Genomic DNA, 13,859 nt, shown 5'->3' with positions numbered 1-13,859 from the left:
TGGCATCATCCGATGGGGTGCGATATCGGGCCAGGTCAGCGGATCCTGGTTACATCCTAGAGCGAGGGGGTCGCTGACAAGGCCCGTCGGGTAGGGCTGTGGATAACCGGAAGGCGCCCGTACAGCGTCACGGAGCGTCAGCCGGACTGGCCCTCTTCGCTGTCGATCACACCGTCGACGTAGCCACGGGCGTACTCCCAGCTGACATAGTCGCTGGGCTCCGCGGCGATGGCCGGCTCGTGCACCCGGGCCAGGCCCTGGTCGAGCAGTTGCCGCAGGTTGCCGTACAGCAGGTCCCAGTCGATGTGGTGGGGTTTGCCGCAGTCGGTGCAGTCGACCGTCAGGCCCTTGATGCCCAACGGCTCCAGGAGCGCGCGGAAGACCTCGAGGTCGGACAGATCCGCGAGCACGTCCTCACGCTCCGTCATGCTCAGCGGCTCGGCCTCGTCATCCAGGTCGCCGAGGGCGGCGGCCGGGTCTTCCGGATCGTCCGCGAAGGGATCGAGCGGGGCGTCATCGTGCACAAACCCACGCTACTGCGCGGCGCAAGTGGTGCGTGCGGGGTCCGTCACACCGATGAGCACGCCGCGACGTGCCTGCCACGTCCGGGCAAAGCGGCGAGGGTCCCGAGCCGGGCCCTCAGCTCACCAGTCCGAGACGATCATCACGATGGCCGAGATGCCCCTGCGCAGCGTGAACCAGTAGCTCAACCGCCAGATCGCCGGGAACGCGGGCGGGATCGGGCGGAGGATCCGCCATCTCGCGTCCCGCCTGGCGCCGCACACGCGGCAGATGCCCGCCCACAGGCATCCCAGCGGCCAGAACATCAGGTGCAGGGCGAACAGCACGGGAGTCAGCAGAAACGTAACCACCCAGTACACGGCGTAGAGGGCCAGGAACGGCAGCAGGACGATCAGCAGGAGCACCCGGCCGACGGTCCCCCAGAAGCCGCGCCCGCGAAGCCGTAGCGCGGGCGGCGGAAACCGGCGGCGGCCCGCCGGACCCTGCGGCGCCCCGGCCGGATGCCGCGCGAAGTGATCGGGAGCCGTCCCGTGCCCCGGTGGCCGTCCGTACGGCCCCTGCCCCGGCTGCTCCCACGCCGACGGTGGGTCACCCTGCCCGTGATTCCGGCCCGTCACGACGGTCACCTTATCCTCGCCGATCACCCGGCGATCGTTCGCTCCCCTCCTCCACAGGTGCCGTCAGAGCGGTGCGTACGGCCTGACGGGTGCGGGACGTGCTCATGATCGATCAGGGGGCGCACCGGCTCGGCCGTCCAGCCGGCCGCTCCGCGTCGCCTGTGGCGAGCGCCGGTCGAAGTCGATCGCGATGAGCGAAGCTTGATCTCGTCCGCACCGCGCCCGCCCAGGCTGAGGCCCGGCCATGGGATGCGCTCCGGCCGGGAGGGCGACCTGTACCGGCCGCCGATCGGATAACGCGGATCCGCGCGGCTCGACGGACGGTGGCCATCCACCGGCGCTCGTACGGTGCCGCGCGACGGCCGGCGCCCCGATCAGGGGGCTGGGCGTGTGCTCCGGCCCGGGACGGCGATCTGTACCGGCCGTCGGCCAGGTAGCGCGGCTCGACGGACGGTGGCCGTCCACCGGCGCTCGTACGGTGCCGCGCGACTACCGATGGGCCCGGTCAGGGGGAGGGCGGGTGCTCCGGCCGGGACGGCGATCTGTACCGGCCGCCGGCCGGGTAGCGCGGTTCGGCGCGGCTCGACGGATGGTGGCCGTCCACCGGCGGTCGTACGGTGCCGCGTGACGGCCGGTGGCCCCGGTGGAACCACGGCGGCTGCGGGTCATCGCCGGTGCGGGGCGCGGACTCCTTCGCGGCCTCCGGCGGAACGGCGCGCGCGCTTCTGTCCGTGGTGCGTCGCACCGGCGTGCGGCGGTCGGCCGGGACGGCGTTCGTGCCGGCCACCGGATCACGGCGCTGGACGTTCGCGTTGGAACGTTCCGATGCCTTGATGCCGGCCGATCCGGGCGTGCGGCCCATCGCGCCGAGATCCTTGCCCCCGCCCGCCGCGGCGGCGCCGGCCGACGTCAGCACCATCGCGGCCACGCCGAACGTCACGAACGCGCGGACGCCACGGCGGTACTGCCCCTGGAGGCCGCACGGAACCCGGGCCGGAGGAGCGGGCAGCGGCGGGGCGCCCGCGTCGACGTCGGCGACCAGCGCCGCCAGCAGGGCGGCCGCCGGATCGTCGGCGGCGGTGCGGCGGGCATCGGCGAGGCGGCGTGCGGAAAGCGCGTCGAAGAGCTCGTCAGTGCCGCTGACCGCGCTGATGTCGAACGGATCGGGGGTGGTGGCACGACCACGTGTCAAGCGATCGACTCCTCACTTGCCATCGCTCGAAGCCGGGCGATCGCCCGGTGTTGCGCGACGCGAACGGCCCCCGCTGACATACCGAGTACATTACCGGTCTCCTCCGCGGACAGACCGGCCACCACCCTCAGAAGAACCAGCTCGCGCTGGTGTTCCGGCAGGCGGTCGAGCAGGTCGCGAGCGCGCTCGGCCTCGATGTAGCGCACGACCGTCTCCTCCGGTCCGGGCCCCTCGTCGGGCCCGTCGGGCAGGTCCTCGGTCGGCACGGCCGCGCGGATGGCGCTGCGCAACGCATCGGCGATCTTGTGTGAGGCGATTCCGAAGACGAAAGAGGCGAACGGCCGGCCCATGTCACGGTAACGGGGCAGGGCCCCGAGCACGGCGATACACACCTCCTGCGCGACGTCATCGGCGATGTGGTATTGCCCGGACACCCGGCCGAGTCGCGCACGGCAGTAACGGACGATCATCGGGCGTACACGCCCGATCAGAGACTCGACAGCCGCCGGGTCTCCTTGTACGGCGAGGCTCGTCAGGTCTCGGAGATCGCTTTCATCCCCTTTGGCCGGACGGCTCAACCGTAGATCGTCGGCAGCACCCCGATACGTGGCCCCGGCGATTGCTCCCTCGGTCACGAGAGCATGATGCCCATCGAGATCGCGCCTGTCTGCCTCGTTGATGACAACGGAATGGTCACAGTGCACGATCGAGCGGCCATTTCTCACTCATTGTAGCCGCATGCAAGCTCACTGTCAGCGTTGTGTGTCATTTGCAACATACATTCCGAGAGCAGCGGGCTTTCGGGAAATTATTGGCATCCCTCGCAAGTCCAGCGTACATAGGGCCGCCGAAGACAAAAGAAAGACCCTCGCCGCGCGACGCGGCGAGGGTCTGAAAAAAGACCGGTCGGAATCAGTGACCGTGGCCGTGGCCGTGACCGCCGGCCGCGGCGTCGGGCTCTTCCTCCGGCTTGTCCGCGACCAGCGCCTCGGTGGTGAGGAGCATGCCCGCGATCGACGCGGCGTTGGTGACCGCCGAGCGGGTGACCTTCACCGGGTCGATGACGCCCTGCGCGATCAGGTCGCCGAACTCTCCGGTGGCGGCGTTGAAGCCGTGCCCGGCCGACAGCTCCTGGACCTTGGAGACGACGACGTAGCCCTCGTTGCCGCCGTTCTCGGCGATCCAGCGCAGCGGCTCGACGAGCGCCTTGCGCACGGACTCGGCGCCCGTGGCCTCGTCGCCCGACAGGCCGAGCGCGTCGAAGCCGCCCTTGGCGACGTGCACCAGCGCGCTGCCGCCGCCGGAGACGATGCCCTCCTCGATCGCCGCGCGGGTCGCGGAGATGGCGTCCTCGAGACGGTGCTTCTTCTCCTTCAGCTCCACCTCGGTGGCCGCGCCGACGCGCAGCACGCTCACACCGCCGGCGAGCTTGGCGAGCCGCTCCTGGAGCTTCTCGCGGTCCCAGTCGGAGTCGCTGTTCTCGATCTCCTGGCGGATCTGGCGGACCCGGTCCTCGATGGCGGACTGCTCGCCGGCGCCGTCGACGATCGTGGTCGCGTCCTTCTTCACCGTGACGCGGCGGGCCGTGCCGAGCATGTCGATCTCGACGCCGTCCAGCTTGAGGCCGACGGCCTCGGTGATGACCTGACCGCCGGTGAGCACGGCGATGTCCTCGAGCATGGCCTTGCGGCGGTCGCCGAAGCCGGGCGCCTTGACGGCGACGCTGACGAACGTGCCGCGGATCTTGTTCTGCACCAGGAGCGCCAGGGCCTCGCCCTCGACGTCCTCGGCGACGATCAGCAGCGGCTTACGGGTCTGGGCGACCTTCTCCGCGAGGGGCAGGAACTCGGTGACGTTGGAGATCTTGCCGTCGTGGATGAGGATGTAGGCGTCCTCGAGGACCGCCTCCATGCGCTCGGGGTCGGTCACCATGTACGGCGAGAGGTACCCCTTGTCGAACTGGAGTCCCTCGGTGAACTCCAGCTCCAGGCCCATCGTGTGGGCCTCCTCGACCGTGATGACGCCGTCCTTGCCGACCTTGTCGAACGCCTCGGCGATCAGCTCGCCGATCTTGGCGTCCTGGGCGGAGATGGTGGCGACGTGCGCGATCGACTCCTTGTCGTCGACCTCGCGGGCCGACTTGAGCAGCTCGTCGGAGACGTATGCGGCTGCGGCGTCGATGCCGCGCTTGAGGCCGATCGGCGAGGCGCCGGCGGCGACGTTGCGCAGGCCCTGGTGGACCATGGCCTGGGCCAGGACGGTCGCGGTCGTGGTGCCGTCACCCGCGACGTCGTTGGTCTTGGTGGCGACCTCCTTGGCGAGCTGGGCCCCGAGGTTCTCGAACGGGTCCTCCAGGTCGACCTCGCGCGCGATGGTCACACCGTCGTTGGTGATCGTGGGGGCGCCCCACTTCTTGTCGATGACGACGTTGCGGCCACGCGGGCCGATCGTCACCTTCACGGCGTCGGCGAGGGCGTTGACGCCACGCTCGAGCGAGCGCCGCGCGTCCTCGTCGAAGTCCAGGATCTTCGGCATGAGAGAAGCTCCAAGTAAGGGATGTACGTCAGCTATGGGCTAGAAGCACACAGCCCCGGCCGCCCGCAGGGGCCGACCGGGGCGGTGCATCTGTCTTCAGTTGTTACTTCTCGACGACGGCGAGCACGTCGCGAGCAGACAGCACGAGGTAGTCCTCGTTGTTGTACTTGACCTCGGTGCCGCCGTACTTGCTGTAGAGCACGACATCCCCGACCTTGACGTCGAGCGGCACGCGCTTCTCGCCCTTGTCGTCGAAGCGGCCCGGGCCCACGGCGAGGACGGTGCCCTCCTGCGGCTTCTCCTTGGCGGTGTCCGGAATAACCAGACCTGACGCAGTTGTCTGCTCGGCCTCGAGGGGCTGGACGACGATGCGGTCCTCGAGCGGCTTGAGAACAACCTTGGTGGCGGTCGACACGATCTGACCTTCCCCTTCGATTGCGTATCCTCGGCCGACCGAAGCGGCCAGCCGCATGATGGAGACGCGACCACGGTGGTCTGCCGTCGCGGGTGCCAGACCAGCCTGTCGCTTGATTGGCACTCTGATGATGAGAGTGCCAGTCATGGAGATTATGCCGTGGCCGGGAACCCGTCAACACGGGCCCGCACCCTGGGAGTCCGCCGCCTGTGACCTGCCCCGATAACAGGTGTGGCGCACGGTGTGACTCTCCGGCGCCCACCGCCCGTGCCGTACCGCGCGCGGGCGTCGCTACCTTCTTCGGGTGGACATCGCCGCTTTCGAAGGCCTGCTGACCCCCGGCGGCCAGGCCCTGCTCGGCGAGGCGGGCGCGGCCGACGTGAGCGAGGGGGCGCTGCTGACGACCGCGTCGCGGCTGCGCACCCGCCATCCTCCGGAGCTGGTCGGGGCCGCGCTGACCCAGGTACGCCTGCGGCAGCGGGCGCGCGCCAAGTTCGGTGCCGACGCCGACCGCATGTACTTCACGCCGGCCGGCCTGGAGCAGGCGACGCGCGCGAGCGTCGCGCGGCACCGGGCCCGGCGCTTCGCCGCCCACCTGGAGGACACGGGGAGCGTGCTCGACCTGGGCTGCGGCATCGGCGGCGACCTGGTCGCGCGCGGGCGGGCCGGCTGCCGTGGGCTCGGCGTCGACCTGGACCCGCTGACCGCCGCCGTCGCCCGCGCGAACGTGGCGGCGTTCGGCTTGGCGGACTCCGCCTCCGTACGCGCGGGCGACGCGGTCGCCCAGGATCCCGCGCGGCACGCCGCCGTCTTCGCCGACCCCGGGCGGCGCACGTCGCGCGGGCGGGTGTTCGACCCGGAGGCGTACGAGCCGCCGCTGACCACCGTGCTCGGCCTCGCCCGTACGGCGCCGGCCGGCTGCGTGAAGGTGGCGCCGGGCATCCCGCACGACGCGGTGCCGGAGGGGGCCGAGGCCGAGTGGATCTCCGACGGCGGCGAGGTCAAGGAGGCGGCGTTGTGGCTCGGCGGCCTGTCCGGGGCGCGGCGGGGCACGACGCTGCGGCGGGCGACCGTGCTCAGGGAGGGCGCGGAGCCGGCCACGATGACGGCCGATCCGGCGCTTGGGCCCCCGCCCGTCGCGCCGTGGCGGCGTTACCTCTACGAACCGGACGGAGCAGTCGTACGCGCCCATCTCGTCGCGGAGGTCGCCGCCGCGCTCGGCGGGGCACTCGCCGACCCGCGCATCGCCTACATCACCTCCGACACGCTGCGGCCCACCCCGTTCGCCCGCGCGTACGAGATCCACGACGTTCTGCCCTTCTCGGTCAAACGCCTGCGCGCGGAACTGCGGCGACGCGACGCCGGCACCCTGACGATCAAGAAGCGGGGATTCGCCGCCGACATCGAACGCCTGCGGCGCGACCTCCGGCCGTCGGGGTCCAAGGAGTGGGTCGTGGTTCTCACTCGGGTGGGCGAAACACCAACGGCACTCATCTGCGCGGCCCGCCGACACCAGGTCACGGCAGAAGACACGCCACCCTAAGGCAAACACTGCGACTATTGCCGTATTGGGTTGACTACTCTTGGCAGCGGCCGCAATCCGCGCCGCGGGGGGCGCGGGCGGGAGCAGCGCCCGGTGGGGCGCACGGGGGAAATGGGGAACGACGATGACCGACGCCGTGCTGCAATGTCCCAAGTGCGGCGTCGCCATGGCCGGCTTTCACCGCGCCGGCGTCACCCTGCGGGAGTGCGGCGCATGTCGCGGCGTCTTCCTCGGCCGCGGCGAACTCGACCGGCTCCTCGGCCGGGGCGCCGCGAGCACGGGGGCGAACGCGCATGCGGCGTCCGCGCCTTACGAAGGCCGTCACCGCCGCGACTAAAACGGCATTCCGCTACTCCGGGATAAGGATCTCTTTTCCCTGAATTTCTTTGCTTACGCTCGATGACCATGGTCGGCTCATTAGAGTGACCCTTCGCGACGCACGCCACTGCCATTTACGCGCGCAGGCCGGCGACCCGGCAAAACGAAGGAGCTCCCCGGGTGGACACCAATCACAACTTCCTGCAGACAGGAGGTCAACCGGTCTCGGACCGAATGCGGGAATTGCTGGCCCGCGCTGCTCAAGATCATGTTTACGAGCAACGCTCGACAGGTCAGGTCCTCGACGAGATCCATCAGCGGCTCGAGGGCATCGAGTGGCTGCTCCGCGAGGTGCGCGAGCGCGAGCTCAGCGGCCTGACGACCCAGCTCGACTCGGTTCGTGGCCAGGTCGACGAGCTGTACGGCAAGCCTCCGGAGTGGGCCGAGGGGCTGGCCGAGCACATCGAGTCCGTCGGCGAGAAGGTCAAGCCGGTCGCCGAGCTGCCCTCGCTGTGGGCCGACGTCGGCGTCATCGCGGAGAACGTCGACGAGGGCCTCTCCCGCATCCAGAACGTCCTCGACTCGAGCAAGAGCATCACCGACGCGACGCTGCGGGCCGCGCAGCAGATGGACGACCTCACCAAACGCCTTGACCGGCTGGCGGGCACGATGGAGGCCGCGTCCGTACGCTTCAACCGGCTCGACAAGACCCTCGCCGACCTCGGACACCGCTCCGAGAAGCTCGAACACCAGATCAACGCCGTGGCCGGCAAGGTCGACCAGTCGCTCGGCGACATGGCCGAGCGCGTCGAGCAGGGCCTCGACGCGGTCAACGGCAGGGTCGAGGGCGTCGGCGGGCGTCTCGACGGCATCGACGGCCGCGTCGAGGGCCTGTCCGGCAAGATCAAGGGCATCGAGGGCCACTTCCAGGGGCTCGAGGCCAAGATCGAAGGGGTCGACGACCGCGTCGACGGGGTCAACCAGCGCATCGGCCAGCTGCCGGTCACGCTGGAGATCGGCGAGTTGCACCGCAAACTCGCCGCCATCGGCGACCGGCCGTTCATCGATCCGACCGACCGCTTCGACGCCCTGGAGAAACGCCTGGCCGAGGCGATCGACCCGCTCGTCGACGAGTTGCGGGCGCGGCCCGACCGCGACGAGGCCGAGGAGACCCTCTCCAAGATCGTCGAGTCGTCGCGCTCCGACCTCACCAAACACATGGAGATCCTCCGCGAGGACCTGCTGCGGCAGGTCGGCGGTGTGCACGAGGACGTGAGCAAGAAGGTCGACACGGCCCAGCACGACATGACGCAGCGCATGACCTCGGTCCACGAGGACCTCATGAAGCGGCTCATCACTCTTGAGGAGACCATGCTCGCGCTGGCCGAGGCGCTGTTCCGCCCGCGCCGGGAGAGCAAGGAGTGACGGCGACGGCCGCTCCGGTCTTGTCCCGGAGCGGCCTTTTCGTCGCCCTTTGCGCGAAACGCTGCACACATAGGTATTTGCGGGGTTTTCGGGATTAATAGCAGACCCAAGAAGATCGTCGGGCCGCAATGACATGCCGTTTACTTCGCCTTGGATTGATAAAATCACTCCCGATACGGTTCGGAATCCGTTTGGATGGGACCCGTGACCTTCCCCAGATTCTCAGAGCCGCTGAGCGCTGCGACGCTGCGCTGGGTCGAGGAATGCCTGGGGCCGGGCAGCGAGGTGAAGATGGTCCGGCCGCTCGTCGGCGGCCTGTCCCACATCAACCACGCGCTGCTCGCGGAGAGCCGCTCCGGCACCGTGCACCGGCTCGTGCTGCGCCGCTGGGCCTCCGCGTCCTGGCCGGACATCGACATCGAGTTCTCGCCCGAGCGCGAGATCGCCGCGCTGACGCTCCTGGCGGGCTGCGAGATCCCGACGCCGTCGCTCGTGGCGGCCGACCCCTCGGGCGCCCACTGCGAGACGCCGACGCTGCTGATCACGAGGCTGCTCGGCCACCCGCCGCGACCGGCGCGCGAAGAGCTGCCCGAATACCTCATCCAGTTGGCCGCCGGCCTGCTGTCGGTGCACGCGGTCGGGGGCGCCTCCACGATGCCGCCCTACCGCCCGTACAACCACCTCGACGTGCGTCTCGCGCCGATCAACGCCCGGCATCCGGCGCTGTGGGAGCGGGCGTTCGACATCGCGGCCGGCCCGTCCCCCGGCGCCACACCGCACTTCATCCACCGTGACTACCTGCCCGACAACACCCTCTGGGCGTACGGGCGGCTCACCGGCATCGTCGACTGGTCCGGCGCCTCACACGGACCGGCCGCCGTCGACGTGGCCCACATGCGGTGGAACCTCGCCCTCCGATACGGGGTCGAGGTCGCCGACCAGTTCCTCGGGGCCTTCGACCAGGTCTCCGGCGGCTACCGGCACAACCCGTACTGGGACCTGCGCACCGTGCTCGACCTCCTGCCCGAGCAGCCGCTGCGCCCGATCTCGCCGAACGACATCCCCGCGCTGGAGAGCTTCCTGGAGCACGCCCTGATCGAGCTGGGCGCGCCCGCGACGCGGTTCTGAGGTCGGACTCGCCGAACCGCGCCCTACACCAGCACGTCGGTGATCGGCAGGGACGAGTCGGCCGGGAGGTCGAGGGCCGAGGGCTTCAGGCCCGCGCCGACGAGTTCCGCGCCGAGGGCCGCGACCATGGCGCCGTTGTCGGTGCACAGTTTCGGGCGCGGCACCCGCAGCTGGATGCCGGCCGCCTCACAGCGCTCCTGGGCCAGCGCCCGCAGGCGGGAGTTGGCCGCGACGCCGCCGCCGACGAGCAGGTGGGAGACGCCGTTATCCCTGCAGGCGGCGATGGCCTTCTTGGTCAGCACGTCGACCACCGCCTCCTGGAACGCCGCCGCGACGTCGGCCACCGGCACCGGCTCACCGGCGCGCTCGCGTGACTCGACCCAGCGGGCCACCGCGGTCTTCAGCCCCGAGAAGGAGAAGTCGTAGGTGCCGTCCTCGTACTTGCCGCGCGGGAAGGAGATCGACGCCCGGTCGCCCTCGCGCGCCGCGCGGTCGATGTACGGGCCGCCGGGGAAGCCGAGGTCGAGCACTCGTGCCACCTTGTCGAACGCCTCGCCGGCGGCGTCGTCGACCGTCGCGCCCAGCGGGCGCACGTCGGAGGCCACGTCCGGCACGAGAAGGAGCGATGAGTGCCCGCCGGAGACGAGGAGGGCCACGCAGGGCTTGGGCAGCGGACCGTGTTCGAGCTGGTCGACGGCCACGTGGGCGGCGAGATGGTTGACGCCGTACAGCGGCTTGCCCAGGCCCAGGGCGTACGCCTTGGCGGCCGCGACGCCCACGAGCAGGGCGCCGGCCAGGCCGGGGCCGGCGGTGACCGCGATCGCGTCGACGTCGGCGAGCGTCACGCCGGCCTCGCTCAGCGCCCGGTCCACGGTCGGCGTCATCGCCTCCAGGTGGGCGCGGGAGGCCACCTCGGGCACCACCCCGCCGAACCTGGCGTGTTCGTCGACGCTGGAGGCGATCGCGTCGGCGAGGAGAGTGTGGCCGCGGACCACGCCCACGCCGGTCTCGTCGCACGACGTCTCGATGCCCAGCACCAGCGGCTGGTCCGTCACGGTTTCACCCCCTGCCGCGCCGGCGCCTCGCCCGGCCGCGACTCTTTCATCATCACGATCGCGTCCACCCCGGAGGGCTGGTAGTAGCGCTTGCGGACGCCGACGGCGGTGAAGCCGAAACGCTCGTAGAGCCGGCGCGCCCGGTCGTTGTCGGCCCGCACGTCGAGGAAGATCTCCACGCAGCCGCGTACGGCCGCCTCTTCCAGCAGCGCGGTCAGCAGCGCCGAGCCGATGCCCCGGCCCTGGAGCTCGGGGCGTACGCCGATGGTCAGCACGTCGCCCTGCCCGCCCACGGCGGACAGGCCGGCCCAGCCCGCGAGCACGCCGTCGTCGTCCACGGCGACGTAGCGGCGGGTGCCGGTGCGATCGACCAGCTCGCCGCGGTACGTCTTCTCGGACCAGGCGTCGTCGGGGAACAGCAGGTGTTCGAGCTCCAGCACCGCCGGCAGGTCGTCGAGAGTCAGGTCGCGGACCTTCATCCCGGCGTCACCCGCTTGCGGGGCCCGGGCTCACGCGCGTCGGGCTTGCGCAGGTAGAGCGGCTCGGGCGGCAGCAGATCGGGCCCGGCGCCCCCGGACAGCCGCGAGACGACGAGCTCGGCGATCGCGGCCGCCGACGGCAGCGCCGGAGTCTCACCCTTGAGCACGTCGGGGTAGAGCAGCGCGCCCTCACCCAGCGCGGGCAGACCGGGAATCGCGGCGTCGGCCGGCTTGCCGACCGACGGCCCGTCGGTGCGGACGGTCGCCGAGTCGTACCGCGCCCAGTAGACCTCTTTGCGGCGCGCGTCGGTGGCCACCACGAACGGATCGGTCCGCTTGGACTCCCAGGCGAGCGCGTCGAGCGTGCAGACGCCGTGCACCGGGATCTGCAGCACGGCGCCGAGCGAGCGCGCGGTGACCAGGCCGACCCGCAGCCCGGTGTACGGACCGGGACCGACGCCGACGGCGATCGCGGACAGGTCTTCGCGGCGCACCTGAGCGTCACCGAGCACGGTGTCGATCGCGGGCGCGAGCACCTCCGCGTGTCTGCGCCGATCGACGACCTTGGACTCGGCCCGGAGACGTGGCGTCTCGCCCGGGGCCCACTCGCTCAGCGCGACGGTGACCGCGGCGGTCGCGGTATCGAAAGCCAGGACCAGCACGATCCTTGAGGGTAGCGCGCCCCGGCCACTGCCAGTTACGAGTGCGACTCGAGCTTGGACACGATGTCGCGGGCGGCGCCGAGGGCGCCGTCGCTCGCGGTGTGGGAGGACAGCGGCGTGCCGGCGGCGTTGAGGTGGTCTCCGCCGGAGTAGTGCACGGTGATCAGCACGTTGGCGAGGCGGGCGTTGGCGACGGCCTCACCGATCGCGGCGGAGGCGTCGACCGTGTACACGACGTACGCCTGTTCACCGACGCCGCTCACGCCCCGGCTGTCCCGTACCTTGACGCCGTCGGAGAGATCCTTGCCGCCGCGGTCGGCCTGCCACTCGGTGGAGAAGGTACGGATCGCGGTGTCCGTGGCGGACGTGCCGCCGGTGGCGGCGAGGGCGCGCAGTTCGACGCTCAGCTGGCGGGTGCGGGAGCCGTACAGGCTCCAGGCGCATTCGCTGTGCTCGTCGGACTGGTTGGCGAGGGTCGCGCTGCGGTCGGCGCCGGGAGCCAGTTTGTCGGCGACGCTCTTGCTGAGCGTGTCGCAGGCGCTGGGCACGGCGTCGCGGTCGGAACCCCGGCCGGTGCTCATCGGCGAACTCTCGGCCCCCGCGTCGCGGGAGCGCGGCTGGTGGGCGTGGTCCCCGCCGAGAGAGACCCAGGCCACGGCGCCGGACACGACGAGGACGAACGCGGCCGCGCAGGCGGCGGCGACAAGCCGGCCCCGGCGTCTGGCCGGCCGGGCGGCACGACGACGACCGCTCACCAGGTCCCTCCTCCCTCATCTCCCGTTCGCGTGCTTTGCCGGAAGATGAGATTCAGGGGAAGAGAGTACGACAAGATCGTAATCTTGACCGCTCGAGGGTCCCCGATTTGGTATGGCCGTCACGGTGGGCCTTGGGCCACGGGTCGGAGAGACGTACCGATGAAGTCGATCGTCGCGCCGTACGGGCGCTGGGAGCCGGCGACGCCCGCGCGGGTCGCGTCGCTGTTCGCCGCCCTGCCGTGCCCGTGGTGGATCGCCGGCGGGTACGCCATCGAGCTCGCCGTCGGCCGTCGCGTCCGCGACCACGGTGACATCGACGTGATGATGCTGCGCCGGGACCAGTTCCACCTGCACGACGCCCTGCGCGGCTGGGAGTGCTGGGCGGCCGACCCACCGGGGGTCCTGCGTCCCTGGGAGCCCTCCGAGGTGCTGCCGCCGGCCGTCCACGACATCTGGTGCCGTCCGGGACCCGGCGAACCGTGGCGTGTCCAGGTGATGCTGGACGAGGCGGACGGCGAGGAGTGGGTGTCCCGGCGAGATCCCGCCGTCCGGCGCCCGCTGGCCGGGATCGGGGCGGCCGGTCCGGACGGCATCCCCTACCTCGCGCCCGAGATCCAGCTGTTCTACAAGGCCAAGCGGCCCCGGCGGAAGGACGAGACCGATCTCCTCGCGGTCCTGCCCCTGCTCGACGAGGCGCGGCGACGGTGGCTGAGCGAGGCCCTGGCGCACTGCTTCGGCGCGCACCCGTGGCGGGAACGGCTCGCGTACTGAACGGCGCGGGCCCGTCAGATCGGCTGGTCGCCCAGGGTCGCCCATCGGGCGCCGACGCCGGTCAGCGTGACCGTGCGCTCGTCCGTCTCGCTGCGTTCGATGACGATCTCCAGGCGGTCGTCGGACAGGCCCTCGGCGATGCCGCCGCCCCACTCGACCACGGTGATCGCGTCCTGCAGGTCGAGATCGAGGTCGTCCAGCTCGTCCAGGCCGCCGAGCCGGTACGCGTCGGCGTGCACGAGCGCCGGGCCGCCCGCCAGTGACGGATGCACCCGCGCGATCACGAAGGTCGGTGAGGTGATCGGGCCCCGGACCTGCAGGCCGTCGCCCAGGCCCTGGGTCAGGGTCGTCTTGCCCGCGCCGAGCGGACCGGACAGCAGCACGAGGTCGCCGGCGCGCAGCAGGGCGGCCAGCCGGCGGCCCAGGTCGCGCATCTCTCCCT

The 13,859-nt window shown here is 71.1% G+C and carries 16 protein-coding genes; 5 read left to right on the top strand and 11 right to left on the bottom strand.

The genetic code is table 11. The features are described 5' to 3' along the window. Positions 1-137: 137 nt before the first annotated feature. The 6 genes from QSK37_RS24570 to groES form a co-directional block, all read right to left on the bottom strand. Complete coding sequence (locus QSK37_RS24570) at positions 138-524, bottom strand: DUF5319 domain-containing protein (protein WP_285582579.1); 387 nt, start codon at positions 522-524, stop codon at positions 138-140. Positions 525-644: 120 nt separating this feature from the next. Next, entirely contained in the window at positions 645-1,139 is a 495-nt protein-coding gene (locus QSK37_RS24565) for a hypothetical protein (RefSeq protein WP_285625261.1), read from the bottom strand. Positions 1,140-1,644: 505 nt separating this feature from the next. Beyond that, complete coding sequence (locus tag QSK37_RS24560) at positions 1,645-2,331, bottom strand: hypothetical protein (RefSeq protein WP_285625259.1); 687 nt, start codon at positions 2,329-2,331, stop codon at positions 1,645-1,647. After that, positions 2,328-2,966 (bottom strand): sigma-70 family RNA polymerase sigma factor, encoded by a 639-nt coding sequence (locus tag QSK37_RS24555; protein ID WP_432705594.1) that lies wholly within the window; start codon positions 2,964-2,966, stop codon positions 2,328-2,330. Before QSK37_RS24555 ends, QSK37_RS24560 begins: the two co-directional genes overlap by 4 nt. A 277-nt stretch (positions 2,967-3,243) precedes the next feature. Then, entirely contained in the window at positions 3,244-4,866 is a 1,623-nt protein-coding gene (gene groL / locus QSK37_RS24550; protein WP_285582585.1) for a chaperonin GroEL, read from the bottom strand. A 103-nt stretch (positions 4,867-4,969) separates the two neighbouring features. Beyond that, entirely contained in the window at positions 4,970-5,281 is a 312-nt protein-coding gene (gene groES, locus QSK37_RS24545; protein ID WP_141956791.1) for a co-chaperone GroES, read from the bottom strand. Positions 5,282-5,585: 304 nt separating this feature from the next. Between groES and QSK37_RS24540 the strand changes: the two genes are divergently transcribed. The 4 genes from QSK37_RS24540 to QSK37_RS24525 all read left to right on the top strand — a co-directional run bounded on the left by QSK37_RS24540 (position 5,586) and on the right by QSK37_RS24525 (position 9,695). Then, on the top strand, positions 5,586-6,824 hold the full coding sequence (locus QSK37_RS24540; RefSeq protein WP_285625257.1) for a class I SAM-dependent methyltransferase: 1,239 nt from the start codon (positions 5,586-5,588) through the stop codon (positions 6,822-6,824). Between the two features lie 124 nt (positions 6,825-6,948). After that, positions 6,949-7,161, top strand: coding sequence for a TFIIB-type zinc ribbon-containing protein (locus QSK37_RS24535; protein WP_285582589.1), 213 nt, complete (start codon positions 6,949-6,951; stop codon positions 7,159-7,161). A gap of 161 nt (positions 7,162-7,322) precedes the next feature. Beyond that, complete coding sequence (locus tag QSK37_RS24530) at positions 7,323-8,567, top strand: coiled-coil domain-containing protein (RefSeq protein ID WP_285582590.1); 1,245 nt, start codon at positions 7,323-7,325, stop codon at positions 8,565-8,567. A 204-nt stretch (positions 8,568-8,771) separates the two neighbouring features. Further along, positions 8,772-9,695, top strand: a complete 924-nt coding sequence (locus QSK37_RS24525) for a phosphotransferase family protein (RefSeq protein WP_285625254.1) — start codon at positions 8,772-8,774, stop codon at positions 9,693-9,695. A gap of 23 nt (positions 9,696-9,718) precedes the next feature. On the opposite strand, the gene tsaD is transcribed toward QSK37_RS24525, so the two are convergent. From tsaD to QSK37_RS24505, 4 genes are read right to left on the bottom strand one after another with little or no spacing between them, the layout of a single operon-like run. Further along, positions 9,719-10,750, bottom strand: a complete 1,032-nt coding sequence (gene tsaD / locus QSK37_RS24520; RefSeq protein ID WP_285625252.1) for a tRNA (adenosine(37)-N6)-threonylcarbamoyltransferase complex transferase subunit TsaD — start codon at positions 10,748-10,750, stop codon at positions 9,719-9,721. After that, positions 10,747-11,229: a ribosomal protein S18-alanine N-acetyltransferase gene (gene rimI, locus QSK37_RS24515; protein WP_285582595.1), complete on the bottom strand. Its 483-nt coding sequence runs from the start codon at positions 11,227-11,229 to the stop codon at positions 10,747-10,749. Before rimI ends, tsaD begins: the two co-directional genes overlap by 4 nt. After that, positions 11,226-11,891: a tRNA (adenosine(37)-N6)-threonylcarbamoyltransferase complex dimerization subunit type 1 TsaB gene (tsaB, locus tag QSK37_RS24510; RefSeq protein WP_285582597.1), complete on the bottom strand. Its 666-nt coding sequence runs from the start codon at positions 11,889-11,891 to the stop codon at positions 11,226-11,228. Before tsaB ends, rimI begins: the two co-directional genes overlap by 4 nt. A gap of 35 nt (positions 11,892-11,926) precedes the next feature. Next, the gene (locus tag QSK37_RS24505; protein WP_285625249.1) at positions 11,927-12,646 is read right to left on the bottom strand and encodes a hypothetical protein; all 720 of its coding nucleotides are present in this window, start codon (positions 12,644-12,646) and stop codon (positions 11,927-11,929) included. A gap of 159 nt (positions 12,647-12,805) precedes the next feature. On the opposite strand from QSK37_RS24505, the gene QSK37_RS24500 reads away from it, so the two are divergent. Further along, positions 12,806-13,417, top strand: a complete 612-nt coding sequence (locus QSK37_RS24500) for a nucleotidyltransferase domain-containing protein (RefSeq protein WP_285625246.1) — start codon at positions 12,806-12,808, stop codon at positions 13,415-13,417. Between the two features lie 14 nt (positions 13,418-13,431). Here the strand turns inward: QSK37_RS24500 and tsaE are convergent, their stop codons facing one another. Continuing rightward, the gene (gene tsaE, locus QSK37_RS24495; protein ID WP_432705601.1) at positions 13,432-13,851 is read right to left on the bottom strand and encodes a tRNA (adenosine(37)-N6)-threonylcarbamoyltransferase complex ATPase subunit type 1 TsaE; all 420 of its coding nucleotides are present in this window, start codon (positions 13,849-13,851) and stop codon (positions 13,432-13,434) included. Positions 13,852-13,859: the final 8 nt, after the last annotated feature.

It is taken from the genome of Actinoallomurus iriomotensis (genome assembly GCF_030269445.1).
Classification (GTDB): domain Bacteria; phylum Actinomycetota; class Actinomycetes; order Streptosporangiales; family Streptosporangiaceae; genus Actinoallomurus; species Actinoallomurus iriomotensis.
This window is presented reverse-complemented; position numbering and strand designations above follow the sequence as displayed.